This is a genomic window from Candidatus Omnitrophota bacterium (genome assembly GCA_040755155.1).
Classification (GTDB): domain Bacteria; phylum Hinthialibacterota; class Hinthialibacteria; order Hinthialibacterales; family Hinthialibacteraceae; genus JBFMBP01.
Window position 1 is genome coordinate 84,728 of sequence record JBFMBP010000178.1, and the last position, 15,017, is coordinate 99,744.

The window sequence follows — 15,017 nt, forward strand, 5'->3', positions numbered from 1 at the left end:
GCTTATTCCTCCGGCGGCGGTGCGCTTTCGACGATCATCGTTTCTCCGCGAAGTCTTTGCGCGATATGGTAAGATAGGGTAAGCAATCCCCGCGTAAGATGTTCGTGCACCAGGATCACGCCTTCGGGAACGACCAATTCCGTCGGAGCGAAATTCCAAATTCCCTTGACGCCCCCTTCCACTAGACGTTCGACGACATCCTGAGCGGCGGGAGCGGGAACGCAAACCACGCCGATGTCGATCGCCAGATCCCGGCAGATTTGCACCATCTTTTCGGCGTCGTTGACGTGAATATCGCGCACGGAGTAATTGTAGAATTTGGGATTGACGTCGAAAATCGCCTTCATCTTGAAGCCCTGATTTTCGAATCCCATGTAATTGGCCACTGCTTGGCCGATATTGCCGAAACCCACGATCGCGAAAGAGAGCGATCCGCGGGAAAGAAAAACTTCCCGAATGGTTTCCAGCAAAACCGCGACCTCATATCCGACGCCGGTCTGCCCGCGAACTTTCAAGGGCAGAAAGTCTTGTTTGACTACGGCGGGATTGACGCCCAAAAGATCGGCCAGCTTGCGCGTCGAGATTTGAGGAATGCCCTTGTGGTGGAATTCCTGAAGAACATTCAGGTATCTCGACATGCGGATCAAAGCGGCTTCGCTTAAAATTGGTGGATGTTCGCCAGAATTCATTACTGTCCCCATTCGTGTGAGAATGCTGTCGTTATGAGAAAAAACCGGCCCGCCGATGAAATCGCATGTTGAAATAAAAATCTTTTATCTTCTATTACGCCTTTTCGGACCTATCGAATTCGCCTGGTCAAAAGAGCAGGAAGGGTTTCATTGTTATGCGTTATTGAATCACGAAACCACGAAATTACTCGAATTCCACGAAATTTTGAATCACAGATATCGCGGATTTTTTTGGATTTCACGGAACAACGCAATTCACGGCGTGATCCCATGCGCCAATTTTTTTTCTTTTTTTTCGTGTTTTTCTTCGATTCGAAACGGCGATTCTAATTGACTACTGAGCCTCTTGCAAAACTCTATAATTCCTCCCCCAAGCTTGGGGGAGGTTAGGATGGGGTTGAGATAAGTCTAACAAAATCAACCCCCCTCTAACTCCCCCCAAACTTGGGGGGAGAATTAAAGCGTAGACTTTATCCATTTTGCAAGAGCCTCTATTTATAAAGATATTCAACCCAAATCGAAAGGGGATTTTAGCATAATTCTAATGAAAGTCCCATGCTCGTTTCGGATAAGGATATATTTATCTATCGGAAGCATCGGCGAGACTGTTCGGTGAACGCCTGGGAAACGAAGCCGATAGCGGGATGAGGTTCTATCGCCTTATTCGCTGCCGATGAGCGCTTTGGGTCTTGGCAATTGGATTTTTGGATTCAAAATAGTTTCAAGACGATGGATGCTACGGGGAAAAAAAGATAAGGTTAACGATGAATATACTTGGAATATCCGCCTTCTACCACGACAGCGCCGCTTGCTTGATTAAGGACGGAGAGATCGCCGCCGCCGCTCAGGAAGAGCGATTTACGCGCAAGAAGCATGACGCTTCTTTTCCCACTCACGCCATCAAAGCCTGCATGAAGTCGGCGGGCGTCAGCAAGGACCAATTGGATTACGTGGCGTTTTACGATAAGCCTTTCGTCAAATTCGAACGGATATTGGAAACCTATTTATCCGTCGCCCCTGCGGGCTTCCAATCGTTCCTTATGGCGATTCCGCTTTGGCTGCAAGAGAAACTATGGCTGCCCAAAGTGATTAAAGACTCCTTCGATTACGAGGGGCCAATTCTCTTTGGCGATCATCATGAAAGCCATGCAGCTAGCGCTTTCTATCCCTCGCCTTTCCAGGAAGCCGCGTTTCTGACGATTGACGGCGTGGGAGAATGGTCGACAACGACTTACGGCTGGGGACGCGGTTCCGAGTTGAAGGTCTTGGGGGAGACGCGCTTTCCCCATTCGTTGGGATTGCTCTATTCCGCCTTCACCTATTACACCGGCTTCAAAGTCAATTCCGGGGAATATAAAGTCATGGGCCTGGCGCCTTACGGGGAGCCGAAATACGTAAAGACCATACTGGACGAGCTGCTCGATCTGAAAGAAGACGGATCGTTCCGGATGAATATGGAGTATTTCAATTACCTGTCCGGCCTCACCATGACCAGCGAGAATTTCGACAAACTTTTCGGCGGACCGCCGCGCCAGCCGGAAAGTTTGGTAACGCAAAAAGAGATGGACCTCGCCCGTTCGGTGCAGGAAGTGACGGAAGAGATCATGATGCGCATGGCTCGCCATGTCCACAAAGAGACGGGGATGAAAAACCTTTGCCTAGCGGGCGGCGTGGCGTTGAATTGCGTGGCCAACGGCAAGATTTTACGCGAAGGCCCCTTCGAATCCATCTGGATCCAACCGGCGGCGGGAGACGCGGGCGGGGCGTTAGGCGTGGCGCTAAGCGTTTACCACCGCTATCTTAACCATCCGCAGCCGTCCAAAAATGGGCGCGACCTGATGCGCGCGGCGCTATTGGGTCCCATGCACTCGGACGAGGAGATTAGGCAGTTTCTCGATCGGCATGGCTATCCTTATAAGGAAGTTACGGAAGAGGAACTCGCCGTTCGGGGAGCGGAGTTGCTCATGAACGAAAATGTCGTGGGCTGGTTCCAGGGACGCATGGAATTCGGTCCCCGCGCCTTGGGAAGCCGCAGCATTCTGGGCGACGCCCGTTCGCCGCGAATGCAATCCAAGATGAATCTGAAGATCAAGTTCAGGGAATCGTTCCGCCCCTTCGCGCCGGTGGTGCTGAGGGAGAAAGTGAACGACTATTTCGAGATGGATGTGGAATCTCCCTATATGCTGCTGGTGGCGCAGGTGCAGAAATCCCGCCTCATCCCCATGACGGAGGAACAGAAAAAACTCTTCGGCATCGAGAAATTGAATATCCCCCGCTCCGACATTCCGGCCATCACTCATATCGATTACTCCGCGAGAGTGCAGACGGTCGCCCGCGAAGACAATCCGCGCTACTACGATCTCATCAAGGCGTTCGAAGCGAAAACGGGCTGCGCCGTGCTGGTCAATACCTCGTTCAACGTGCGCGGCGAACCAATCGTATGCGCGCCGGAAGACGCTTACCGCTGCTTCATGCGGACGGAGATGGATTATCTTATCATGGGGCGTTGCATCATCGACAAACGCGAACAACCCGCTTGGGCCAACGACGCCGACTGGAGGAAGGAATTCGCTCTTGATTAAACCAAACCTGGATCTTAGCGCTAAAGACTTGAGAAAATTCGGATGCTTGATGGCGGGCGTAATCGCTCTCCTAAGCCTGATCGCCGTTTGGCGGGAACACTGGATGACCGCCTATTTTTTGTGGACGATCGCGGGAGTAGTATTTTTGCTTCCCGCTTTGGTTTTCCCCGAGAATCTGCGGACTGTTTATAAGTATTGGATGAAATTTGCTTTATTCCTGGGATGGCTCAATTCGCGAATTATCCTTTTTCTTATTTTTTTCTTTATGTTTATCCCCATTTCCGTTATTCAAAGAATTATTGGCCGCGATCCAATGCATCGAATTTTCGAACCGGAAGCAAAAAGCTATTGGATCGATCGCTCCCAGGAAAAATACAATCCCAAGCATTTCGAACGCCAATTCTGATTTTTTAGAAGATGGGTTGAGAAGGCGGCCCGCTTGATTCTTTATAAAACTTATTAAATCATGTTACGCACGATGGGAATTTAAATGAATCTCTTCCTATCGTCGTTAGAATCACGAAAACACGAAATGAAAAAGAAAAACACGAAAAAGGAATCCCTTCATAAACCCGCCGTTAAAACGGCTGGCTATTGTCGTTTGCCCCTTTAAAAGGGCATTAAAATAGGAACTCCTTTCAAGGCTGGGATGAGAAACTTCGTGGAATTCAAGCCTTTTTGCGAATCAAAAGAGCAATAATCCTTAAAACCCAACGCCTTTTCGAACGATTTTTCGATGGCATGAAAGTACTGGCTGCGTAACATGAGTTATTAAATCGTAAGATGGGGCACTTTGTTTGACCCATCAATTACTCCTCTGAGCCTCTTGCAAAACTCAATAATTCCTCCCCCATGCTTGGGGGAGGTTAGGAGGGGGTTGCTTTAAGTCTAACATAATCAACCCCCCTCTAACTCCCCCCAAGCTTGGGGGGAGAATTTAAAAGCGGATTTTATTAATTTTGCAAGAGCCTCCTCTATTAAATAATTATGATGGGTCAGAAAACGCGACCCATCCTACGAATTCAATCGACAGGTCATCCCTCTCATCGTTTTGGTATATCTATTGCATATAGCATTCTCGAATCATCGAAAATTATTGAGGAATTAGGCGGCCGTCTTGCGCGCATCGACTCGTTTTCGCGGGCCGCCGGGCGGATTTATTTTGAGCAAAACCGCCGGAAAAATCCGGGTGGAGTCAAGTCTGCCCCTTCCTTTACCGATATTAAGAGACGAATGCTATAAGACTCTGGAATGATTTGTTTTCCATCAACGGCCCTCAATGGGATCATCCTGGAAAACCAAACCTCGGCAGGATAAAACAATGATGTCCGAAAACAGGCCGTATACCCCGTCGCGCAGAACCCTCCTTTTCGCCTTCTCTCTGATTCTTTTTACAAACTCGCTGGGAGGAAAAGCTTTCTCCCAGATTCGCGTCGTGGGGGCAAGACATGCCAGCTTTCCCTATGCGGCGGCGCAGGCGGAGATCGCCAGCATCACCATCGAAACCGTCGCGGGAATTCCGGGAAATCCCGGCGTCAATATCGACGGCCTACCCGCGACGCAATCCCGGCTCAACTCTCCGCAAGACGTCGAGTTTCTTCCCGATGGAACGCTGCTCATCGCCGATATGAACAACAACCGCGTCGTACGCTTCAATCCCCAAACCCAAATTCTGGACGCTTTCGCCGGAACTGGCTTCAACCGCACCAGCGGCAATACCAAATACGCTACGGAAGCCGATATCTCCGCTCCGAGAGGCTTAGCCGTCGACGGCCTAGGCAACGTCTACATCGCCACGCAATACCAAATCCGTTACGTAAAACCGAACGGAATCATCGATCTCTTCGCTGGATCCACCGCCGGAGACGCGGGAGACAACGTTTCCGCCCGCGAGGCTCAGTTTCAAAAGTTGGGAGGGTTGGCCTACGATCCCACGACAGGGAATATATTAATGGCGGACATCGTCAATCATAAAGTGCGCCAGGTTTCACCCGAGGGAATCGTTTCCACGCTGGCGGGAACCGGCGTCATCGGCGACGGCGGAGACGGGGGGCCGCCGCAAAACGCGCAACTCTTCAGTCCGATGGATGTGGAAGTCGACGCCAACGGAACCGTCTATATCGCCGAACGCCTGGGAAGCCGCATCCGCATGATTAAGGACGGCATAATCCAGACCATCTACGACGACGTAATCAATCCCAATTTCAAAAAACCCCGCGGATTGGCCGTTCTCAACGATATCTTTCTCTATATCGCCGGAGACGATAATTTCATCCGCCGCTACGCGCTTTTCGAGAACAATATCGAGGGGGTCGCCGGAACCGGCGAGGTTGGATTTTCCGGCGACGGCGGAGCGGCGCAAGACGCCATCCTCAACGCTCCGGCGGGCGTGGCCGTCGATTCCTATCAGAATCTTTACGTCGCCGATTCCGGCAACCATGTCATCCGCCGCATCAATATCCCTCCGCATACGATCCCGCCGACCCCGACGCCAACGATGACGCCGACGCCTACGACTTTCGCTACTCTGGGACCCACCGCCACGCCGACGCGGACGCCCAAGCCCCGGACGCCGACGCCGACGATGACGCCCCATCCTTCCGCTACGCCGACGCCTACGCCTACGGCGCTGCCGGGGGGGCAACTGGCTCCGGCGTTCATTACCGGCAATTCACTGGGGCCGAATTACGTTTTTTATACGAATTCCGCTTTTCTTGACGTACCCAGCGATCCCAGCGAACGAAAAGTGAAAATTCTCCTTTCCTCCACAACGGACGGAACCGGCGCTTTGCTCACGCGCGACAGCATCGCTCTTTCCGTAACTCATCCCGATGGAACCGTATCCGACGCTACGAAAACCTTCGTCGATTTCGACGCTCCGCAGCCGCCTTGGGAAGTGACGGACTTGTTCAAGAAAGGCTTGAATAACGTCAAAGTCCGCCTTATCGACTTGAAGGGCGTCAATTATTCCAGTTTCGCTCTTTATCTGGTCGTATTTTCGGCGCCCGTCTTGCGCGATCTTCCCGACATACGCGGCCTGGTGAACGAAAAATTGGACAATGTTTACAACCTGAACGACTACATCTACGACCGCGATACGCCCAAGGAAGATATATCGTGGACCATCGAGCAGGAACAGGACCAGCCGAAAGTAACGCTAGGAATGAATAATTCTCTCTCCGTCGATTCCAGCGATAAAACATTGGAAACCGGTTTCCTTGTGAGAGCGTCCGATACAATCTTCGAAGTGTCGGAAGAGGTTGAAATCAAGATATCCACTTTCCGCCTGAACGAGTTCATTCTTCCCGACGCGCCGCTGGTGGAGGATTTTGCTTACGTATCGCCCTATACGCTGCGAAATCTGCTCGACCCCCCCGGAGTCAACATAGCGAACGTACCTTTCGAAACTACCTTCGCGGGGGATAACGGATTGAAAGCGGCGTTGGTAGCGCGGGGCGACGTATTTCTGTTTCCTGAATTTCCCGGCAGCGAGGTCAAGGAGCCATTGCGCGTTTCCATCGTTGGCAAGCGGCTCAATCAAGCCGACGATATGGACGCCGCCGTCGTCCATACCTCTTCCGTCGTCTCACCCGAAAAAGGCGACGGGGAGAGGAATTATAATTTTTCGGCGGCCAATCTGAGCGAAACCGGGTGGGACATCAGCGGCATCAACGCCAACATGTTCAAGCCGGGAGACGTTCGTCTCGATTATATCCCCTCCGATCCGGTATCATTCATTACCGACGGCTACGGAGCTTTCTTCACTGTCGAACCCGGCGAAGCCATCGCGCTGGTAAGCCAACGGCTCGATCTTCCGCCCGGCCCCGCCAAAATTTCCATGTGGTTCGCTTTGGAAAAACCGGACGACAATTATAAAGACCTACCCGTCATTACGTTGGCTTTGACGGAGGACAGTTCGAATATTTCATACATCAGCGTTACAGGATCGGAAATTTTGGGCGACAGCCGTTATCAATACATCTGCACGTACTTCGACGTCGTCGAATCCGGCAATGTCTACGCCCTTATCCAGGTCGTCGGCGCGCAAAAATCCGGACGAGCGGAAATCTTCGTCGATAACGTCCGCATTTATCCCGTCGAACGGGACATCGACATGGCGCTAGGCGTAACACGGCTGCCCGTGGAGTTCGATGGAACGCTTGAATCTAACATCAAAGGATTGGGATTGCTGATCGAAGAATTCCGTTTCGGCGGCGCCGCATCCATCACCAAACTCGCCAATCGCACTGTTTATCCCAGCGGATATAGCCAATCTCTCATGCTCTCCAGCGGGCGGGAATCCAATTCCGGCGTTCTAGTGCAAATCGGACATAATGAAATCGAAGAAAAACTCTATCCACGCGTCGTTACGACCCGCGCCTACGTTCAGTCCTTGAACGAAGTCGGCGGCGTCTTCGCCATTGGACTGACGAACGGCAACGTGGAGATGGCGACGTTTATATCCAATGAACGTATGCCTAAAGCGCCGGAATGGCGGCAGGTATCCGCCAGCGGATGGATTTCCCGGGTAGGCCCGATCGTTCCCTTGATCGTAATGCAAAACCGGAATACCCCCGGCCCCTTTTCGGGCATCGTCCTCGACGGCGCAACGCTGGCCGTTGACGACATTACGATGGAAGCCTTCCAAGATACGCCGTACATGTGGGATCACAAACAAGTTCCCGACGATCTTCAATAGGCCAAAATGATAGTGGTTAGTGACCAGTGGCTAGTGGTTAGTTAGGCTGAATAAGTTCGAAGCGTAACGATCGTAGGATGGGTCGCGTCGTTTGACCCATCGATTGCATCTGGGATACTTTCTTCGGAAGAAAAATCCATCCTTCCTTATTCCATCTTGCCAATCCAAATTCCAATAAAAATGGAAGGGCGAATAGGCCCTTCCATTTTTTCGATCGTTATCCATTCCATCAATATAGAAATAAAAACCTGTTAAAATAGTTGCTTGCGCACGATGGTTTGATGGCGCGAGGGGCCGACGGAAATGACGGCTATGGGCGTATCGATCCACTTTTCGATAGCATGAACGTAATCCTGCGCATTTTTCGGAAGCTGGCCGAATTGCGTGATTCCGGATATGTCTTCTTTCCAGCTGGGCAGCGTTTCGTAAACAGGTTCGCATTCGCTTAACACATTGGCGTTGGCGGAAAGGACGGACCGCGTTTCGCCCCTCAGCCGATACGCAACGCATACTTTGATCTCGTCCACGGCGCTTAAAATATCCAATCGAGTGAGGCCGATATCGGTAAGGCCGGATACGCGGCGCGAATAGCGCAAGAGAGGAATATCCAGCCAGCCGCAACGGCGGGGACGTCCCGTCGTAGCGCCGAATTCGCCCACCGGCCCCGCCGTTCGCAGGCGATTCGCTTCTTCATCGAAGAGTTCGGTCGGGAAGGGGCCTTCGCCGACGCGGGTGGTGTAGGCTTTGGCGATGCCGATGACGGCGGAGATTTTCATGGGCGGGATGCAGCCGCCAGTGCAAACGCCTCCCGCCGTCGTATTGGACGAGGTCAAATAAGGATAGGTTCCAAAATCGATATCGAGCAGCGTTCCTTGGGCGCCTTCGCAGAGAATCTTCTTGCCTTCCGTGAGCGCTTTTTCGATAATCTCGGTCGTATCGGCGATAAACGGCGCCAGCTGGCGCCCGCAATCCAGCAATGATCGATAGAGTTGCTCCCCGTCCACTGGTTCGCCGCCGTACACATTCTGGATTATGCTGTTTTTGAGAGGCAGGACGGTATCCAGCCGCTGTTTGAGGATTTTTTCGTCACACAAATCGAACAACCGCACTCCCACGCGGCCGACTTTATCCATATAGGCGGGACCGATGCCGCGCTTGGTGGTGCCGAGACCCTTGCCGCCCCGCCGTTGTTCTTCCAAACCGTCGAGGAGACTGTGATAAGGCATTATTAGATGCGCCTGGCCGCTGATCTTCAAGCGTTCGGGCGTTACTTGAAGACCTTGCTTCTTCAATTCTTCCAGTTCCTGCAACAGAATGAAAGGATCGACGACGACGCCGTTGCCAACGATGTTGAGGGTGGCGGGATTGAGCATCCCGCTGGGTATGAGGTGGAAAATGAATTGTTTTCCATTCACGTGGATCGTGTGTCCCGCATTATTGCCGCCTTGATGGCGCACGACGACATCCGCATCCTTGCAAAGGAAATCGATGATCTTTCCCTTGCCTTCATCGCCCCATTGACTGCCTACAGTAACCACTACCGGCATAATTATTCCCTCGCCAATGAATTTAGTATTCGACTTGAAATCGGAACAAACGGGATATCATAACTCATACGGCTGAAAACTACAATATGCGGAAAGAAGACCTAAGCGGCGTCCACTTCTTCCACGATCTCTTCGATCGCATCGGGAAACAGCCCCAACTCGAAGGCGAGATCGAGAACGGTATGCCGGTCGCGGATATCCCGCGCTAGACGCACGGAACGCGCCGCTTCCTCCTTAGAGACGCCCAAATCGCGCAGCGTATGCGGCGCTCCGGCGGCTATAAGCGGCGTTTGGAGATCGATCAAGCGGGGAATTTGGAGCATCGTCAGACCTTCGCGCAAGCGGGGCCATTGTTCGCGTAGAATGGCGAGGCGGGCGTCCGCTTTATCGCGTTTGCGCTTAGCGTGATCCAGAACGGCGCCGGCGAGGATTCCATGATCGCGGCGTATGCGTTGTTCTTCCACATCCCACGGCGCCGGATCGGCGAATATAGGTTTTTCCAGAGCCAGAATCCGCTGATAGACCGCCGCGCAGAGGCAGGACGAAACTCCCACTTGCGCCCCGTGCAACCGCATAGGCTTGTCCTGCGCGAGAGCTTCCATGTCCCAGAAGTGGCTAATGAGATGTTCACCGCCGCTGGCGGGACGGCTGTCGCCTGCGACGGCCATCGAAACGCCGCTGAGCGTAAGGGCTTCTCCCAGCGCTTGGAAAGCCGCTTCTTCGCCTCGCGCCAGTGCGGAAGCGCGGGCGACCGCTTGGCGAATCGCTCGATCCACGATCTTTCCGGGGAGATCGTCGAAGCGGCCGCCTTCCAACTGGACGCCCATCCACCAATCCGCTGCGCATAAGGGCTTGCTGAGCAGATCGCCCAATCCCGCCTGAGCCAAGGCGGGCGGCGCGGCGCGCAGGATGTTCGTATCCAGAATGATGGCGCGGGGCGGCGCGGCGGGCAGGGTGACTTTGACGCCTTTCATCATAATGGCGGCGATGGCGCTGGCGTAGCCGTTCATGCTGGCGGCCGTTCCCGCGACGATGTAGGGAATTTTTCGTTGATAGGAAATATATTTGACGAGATCGTTGATTACGCCGCTGCCGATGGCGATAAGACCGCTTTTTCCATCCGCTAAGGAAAGCGCACCGTTGATCGCCGCTTCGTCCCCGTGCGTATGGCGTGGAAGCAGATGGGGAGCAGGTTCGGCAGGCGCCTGGCCGTCACGCATAAACGCTTCCCACGTATCGGGATCGGCGATGCGCAGCGTTTTTTCTCTCAAATAACGCTCGATGGCTTCCGGCAGATGGCGGATAACGCCGGGGCCGATCCAGACTTCCTGCGTCAGATTCAATCCCGAAGGCAAAGGGACGGGGCAAAGTTCTTGCAGTTTCATGATGCATCCTGCGGAGCGATAGTTTGGACATCGAAATAGGCTAGGCGAAAGAATACCTGCGCAGACGCGTAGATTCAACCGATGGGAAGGAATCCGTTTTGGAGAAAGGAATTTACGGCGAATGATCTAGGCGCAATAAAATTCGCGAAAAATACAGTTAAAATATATTCCATATATGGATCGATGTAAGTTTTTTGACTTCGCTCATATTCCATATATTTGTCTGATCCTCTCCCGCCGTTGCCAAATAATGGCCTAAAGGAGAAAAGCATACGGAGTTGACTTTGCCGGCATGATGAAATGCATAAAGCAATCGTCCGCTTTCCGCCTCCCATAAGCGGGCGGTCATATCCAGGCTTCCCGTCAGAATCATCGATCCATCTGGAGAATAATCAACGGAGGTGATCGAATCTTCATGAGATAAAATCTCTTGCTGCATTGCGCCGGTTTTAGCGTCCCATATGCGAGCCGCGCCGTCCGCCCCTCCAGACAATATTTTCGTTCCGTCGGGCGAATAGGCGAGAGAATTTACATAACCTGCATGAGCATTCAGCGCATAAATCGCATCGCCGGAATTTACATTCCAAACGATAAGCGCTCCGCCCCAATCGCCGCTGCAAAACATGGTAGAATCGGGGGAAAAGGCAATAGCGCTGACAAACTGTTCATGTTTAATAAAAAGTTGGTAGGTTTTCGCTTTTATATCGTAAATGCCAATGTTTTTCTCCATGTATGAAATCGTACCGGATAGAAGTTTTTGACCGTCGTGAGAAAAAGTAAGCGTATTGAATCCAAAACCGCATACTTTACTTTCCGATTCAATATCATATACATAAGAACCAGCATTTAATGTCGCTCCCAATACCCATTTTCCATCGGGAGAAAATTCGGCGTCCGATACGACGACATCATTCGACGTGAATATCTTTATCACTTGTTCGGATATCCTATCCCATAGAATGACGCGGCCCCACCCTCCGCTTTTGGTCCAGGTGCTGTCGGTAGTAAGCAATTGCGTTTCATCGGGAGAAAAATCGACATTTTTTGTAGGAGGGAATATGGCTTCCGGTTCGAGGTTTGCGGTTTCCGATGAAAATAACGGCAAAGCGTTTATCAATAAGAAGGCGAGCAGAAAGAATCTTTGTTTATACATTATATCCATATTACCTCCATATATTTTTTGCCGCCAACCAATTATATTGATTTATTGGTCATTGTCTAGGATATCACAAATAACTAAAAATTGTCTATTATATTTTATGTAATCATTTTGAGTAGGAGATATAATTGAAATTGAAATAATAGGTAGATTTTAGTTTAGAAAGAAAAATCGATTCTTTCATGGAACTTTTCTCCTTTTATCCCTTTTTCTCGCTTAATCCAAGTAATTTGCGGCAAGGCTGGTCTATTCGATGAGAGTTCATTATGATGAAAGATCGGCCTTAAACTTCGATCACCGATGCGTTGAACCATGCCTTTGCTTCATACCGATGCTTTGATTATGCGGCGGCGGCCTACGCGCGACGCCGATGCTCTCGTTACTCTCTTTGGCGAGAAGGGGGGAAAGATTGTCGCTTCCACCAAGAGCGTGATGAAGACGACCAGCCGCCTGGCTGGAATTACGCAGCCTTTCAATCAATTGCACGCCATCCTTTACGCCAAGAGCGAGGATCAAGAGATATGGACGCTGACCCAGGCGTCGTTGATCCGCTCGTTTTCCGCGATTCAAACCGATTTGAACCGTATGGCTTTCGCTTCCTGTCTGGTGGAATGGCTGGATATTCTCAGCGGGGAGTTCGAATCCAACCAGCCGGTTTGGCAACTACTGATTGCGTCGATGGAGAGATGGGAACGCCAGGAGCCCGGCATGGAAGACCTTTTTTATTGTCAATGGCAATTGTTGCGGGATGCGGGCTTCGAGCCTCAAATCGGAACGTGTCTGCGATGCCGAAGCGTCGAAGCGTCAAGTTGGAAATATTCCGTAAAGGAGGGCGGCGTACTCTGCCGAAAATGTCCGGGAGAGGGATTGACCCTTAGTCACGCTTCGATGTTATCGTTAAGGAAATTGGCGGCCAGCCCGCAGCCGCCGTCTTGGCAAATTGCCATAGAACAAAAAAATGAAATCCATCTCCTGCTGGATCGTCATTTGGAGTATCATGGAGGCATGGCGTCCAAAGCGTCCCGTTTTCTCGACAAGTTGTTGGAAAAAGGGAAAACGGGCGTCTCTAACGGTTCGATTTTGCGCGAGGAGAAGGAATGCCGCCTATGAAAAAGATTATGATTCTCGGCATTGGCCCCATCGCCGGAGAGAACGCGGCCAAATTTCACGGCGGCGGCAACCGCGCCTGGCATTTGACCAAACCGCTGCTGGATCGCGGCGCCGAAGTGGTCCTGGTCTGCATGAGAATAACCGATAAAGCCGGTTCACCCGCTCCCGACGAAATCTGCAAGAAAAATGACGGATTGACCTATTACAGCGTCGACGAAGTGCGGCGATTCGGCGACGACGATTATCTGCGCTCGCTTATCGCTGAGCATAAGCCCGATGCGCTCGCCGGCGCCTGCGATTATCCCGCCGCCCGCGCCGCCGCCGTCGCCGGCGATATGCCGCTATGGGCCGACATTCATGGCTATCCTATGGGCGAAGCGCAAGCCAAGGCGTTTCGTTATAACGAACAAGGCTATATCCATCATTTTTGGAACATTCATCGCGAAGTCCTGCTGCGGGGCGACCGCTTTTCCGTCACTTCCGAACGACAGCGCATGGCCCTTATAGGCGAACTGGGAACGATGGGGCGGCTCAACGGCTATACGTTCGGCGAACCGCTGGTTACGCAAATTCCCATCGGTTGGGATCCGGAGGCCTCTTTCCAATATAATCATAGGAAAAAAGAGGACGAGATGATCGTCTTCTCTTGCGGAGGCTACAACCTTTGGTGCGACGCCGATACGATGTTCCAAGGGTTGGAAAAAGCGATGGAGCGGGACAAGCGCATACGTTTTCTCTCGACAGGCGGCGCCATCGACGGACATGACGAGAAGACCTATCCCCATTTTCAGCATTTGGTTAGCCAATCGCGCTTTCGCGATCGATTCGATTTGCGGGGATGGGTTTCGGGGGAAGAATTGAATCGCTGCTTCAACCGCGCTCATCTCGGCTTCAATGTGGATTTTCCCTGCTACGAGACGCTGATTGGAGCGCGAAACCGTTTGACGGAATTCATGGCTCGCGGCGTTCCCATCCTGACGACGCTGGGAACGGAAATCAGTCAGATTCTATTCTACAAAGGAATGGCTTTAAGCGCGCCCATGCAAAATCCCGCAGCGCTGGCTAACGAAATCGTGCTTGCCGCCGATCATCCCGATAAGATTGAAAAACTCGCCCACGCCGCCCGCCAACTTTTCGAGATGCAATATACCTACCACGCCACGGCGAAGGAATTCGTGGAATGGTGCGAAAATCCCGCGCACAGCTGCGATTATGGACAACCCCCGGTAACGCTGGATTACCGCCGCTTGGAGGCGGCCCGAAAATCGCCCGAATCGTTTCTATCGCGCCTAAGGAAAAAGGTTAAACGATGACACTGAGATGGTTTCGCGAGTGGCCTCCGAACGCCTTGACCGGATGAGGAAGGCGATTATATTTATTTCTCGCAGTTTCGATGACCGAAAACCAATGCGCCAACGTAGCTCAGCCGGTAGAGCAACGGTTTCGTAAACCGTAGGTCGGGGGTTCAAGTCCCCCCGTTGGCTTGAAAAATCCACCCCTGAGAAATCGGGGGTTTTTTGTTGTCGCCAAGCCGCTGGTTCGCAGGAACCGGCTAGACATCTTTCAACTGGGATTTCAGTTTGTTTAGGCCGTCGGGAGATAAGTATAAACCTACAAAACCACAATCAAAGCAAATGAAGGCCTTCAAACCATAATCCCGCCATATAGCCCACCACTGAGATTTTCCTGCTGGTATAAACAGGTTGTTGATATCTCATTTGTCAAGCGACAATTATTCTTCCCCCTCGACGACAATTATTTTTCCCTGTTTGACTCAGCAACCAATCCGTCTTTGAAACGCGGTTATAGGAATGTAGATTTGTGATTTTTTCCTCCTGGGCCTGGG

10 protein-coding genes and 1 tRNA gene are annotated in these 15,017 nt (G+C 51.9%); 7 read left to right on the forward strand and 4 right to left on the reverse strand.

Translation table 11 applies throughout. The features are described from left to right. Positions 1-2: 2 nt before the first annotated feature. The gene (locus AB1656_27095; protein MEW6239065.1) at positions 3-689 is read right to left on the reverse strand and encodes a redox-sensing transcriptional repressor Rex; all 687 of its coding nucleotides are present in this window, start codon (positions 687-689) and stop codon (positions 3-5) included. Between the two features lie 764 nt (positions 690-1,453). Between AB1656_27095 and AB1656_27100 the strand changes: the two genes are divergently transcribed. The 4 genes from AB1656_27100 to AB1656_27115 all read left to right on the forward strand — a co-directional run bounded on the left by AB1656_27100 (position 1,454) and on the right by AB1656_27115 (position 7,970). Further along, positions 1,454-3,271 carry a carbamoyltransferase gene (locus AB1656_27100; GenBank protein ID MEW6239066.1) on the forward strand — a complete coding sequence of 606 codons (1,818 nt, stop codon included), beginning with the start codon at positions 1,454-1,456 and terminating at the stop codon, positions 3,269-3,271. Then, complete coding sequence (locus AB1656_27105; protein ID MEW6239067.1) at positions 3,264-3,677, forward strand: SxtJ family membrane protein; 414 nt, start codon at positions 3,264-3,266, stop codon at positions 3,675-3,677. Before AB1656_27100 ends, AB1656_27105 begins: the two co-directional genes overlap by 8 nt. Positions 3,678-4,388: 711 nt before the next feature. Beyond that, entirely contained in the window at positions 4,389-4,526 is a 138-nt protein-coding gene (locus AB1656_27110) for a hypothetical protein (GenBank protein MEW6239068.1), read from the forward strand. 66 nt (positions 4,527-4,592) lie between these two features. Then, positions 4,593-7,970, forward strand: a complete 3,378-nt coding sequence (locus AB1656_27115; GenBank protein MEW6239069.1) for a hypothetical protein — start codon at positions 4,593-4,595, stop codon at positions 7,968-7,970. Between the two features lie 251 nt (positions 7,971-8,221). On the opposite strand, the gene AB1656_27120 is transcribed toward AB1656_27115, so the two are convergent. From AB1656_27120 to AB1656_27130, 3 genes are all read right to left on the reverse strand, one after another. Then, complete coding sequence (locus AB1656_27120; protein ID MEW6239070.1) at positions 8,222-9,517, reverse strand: adenylosuccinate synthase; 1,296 nt, start codon at positions 9,515-9,517, stop codon at positions 8,222-8,224. 101 nt (positions 9,518-9,618) lie between these two features. Beyond that, positions 9,619-10,902: a sn-glycerol-1-phosphate dehydrogenase gene (locus tag AB1656_27125; protein MEW6239071.1), complete on the reverse strand. Its 1,284-nt coding sequence runs from the start codon at positions 10,900-10,902 to the stop codon at positions 9,619-9,621. Positions 10,903-11,059: 157 nt separating this feature from the next. Further along, positions 11,060-12,055, reverse strand: coding sequence for a WD40 repeat domain-containing protein (locus AB1656_27130; GenBank protein MEW6239072.1), 996 nt, complete (start codon positions 12,053-12,055; stop codon positions 11,060-11,062). Positions 12,056-12,373: 318 nt separating this feature from the next. Between AB1656_27130 and recO the strand changes: the two genes are divergently transcribed. From recO to AB1656_27145, 3 genes are all read left to right on the forward strand, one after another. Continuing rightward, on the forward strand, positions 12,374-13,171 hold the full coding sequence (recO, locus tag AB1656_27135) for a DNA repair protein RecO (GenBank protein ID MEW6239073.1): 798 nt from the start codon (positions 12,374-12,376) through the stop codon (positions 13,169-13,171). Continuing rightward, a complete protein-coding gene (locus AB1656_27140) occupies positions 13,159-14,484 on the forward strand; it encodes a glycosyltransferase (GenBank protein ID MEW6239074.1) in 1,326 nt (441 codons plus the stop codon). Before recO ends, AB1656_27140 begins: the two co-directional genes overlap by 13 nt. 98 nt (positions 14,485-14,582) lie before the next feature. Next, positions 14,583-14,655: transfer RNA gene (locus tag AB1656_27145), tRNA-Thr, on the forward strand. Positions 14,656-15,017: the final 362 nt, after the last annotated feature.

What these genes read in the sequence shown, in the direction of transcription:
- recO (MEW6239073.1), top strand. Translation starts at nt 12,374, where the DNA reads ATGCCTTTGCTTCATACCGATGCTTTGATTATGCGGCGGCGGCCTACG.
- AB1656_27140 (MEW6239074.1), top strand. Translation starts at nt 13,159, where the DNA reads ATGCCGCCTATGAAAAAGATTATGATTCTCGGCATTGGCCCCATCGCC.
- AB1656_27125 (MEW6239071.1), bottom strand. Translation starts at nt 10,902, where the DNA reads ATGAAACTGCAAGAACTTTGCCCCGTCCCTTTGCCTTCGGGATTGAAT.
- AB1656_27115 (MEW6239069.1), top strand. Translation starts at nt 4,593, where the DNA reads ATGATGTCCGAAAACAGGCCGTATACCCCGTCGCGCAGAACCCTCCTT.
- AB1656_27095 (MEW6239065.1), bottom strand. Translation starts at nt 689, where the DNA reads ATGAATTCTGGCGAACATCCACCAATTTTAAGCGAAGCCGCTTTGATC.
- AB1656_27100 (MEW6239066.1), top strand. Translation starts at nt 1,454, where the DNA reads ATGAATATACTTGGAATATCCGCCTTCTACCACGACAGCGCCGCTTGC.
- AB1656_27130 (MEW6239072.1), bottom strand. Translation starts at nt 12,055, where the DNA reads ATGTATAAACAAAGATTCTTTCTGCTCGCCTTCTTATTGATAAACGCT.
- AB1656_27120 (MEW6239070.1), bottom strand. Translation starts at nt 9,517, where the DNA reads ATGCCGGTAGTGGTTACTGTAGGCAGTCAATGGGGCGATGAAGGCAAG.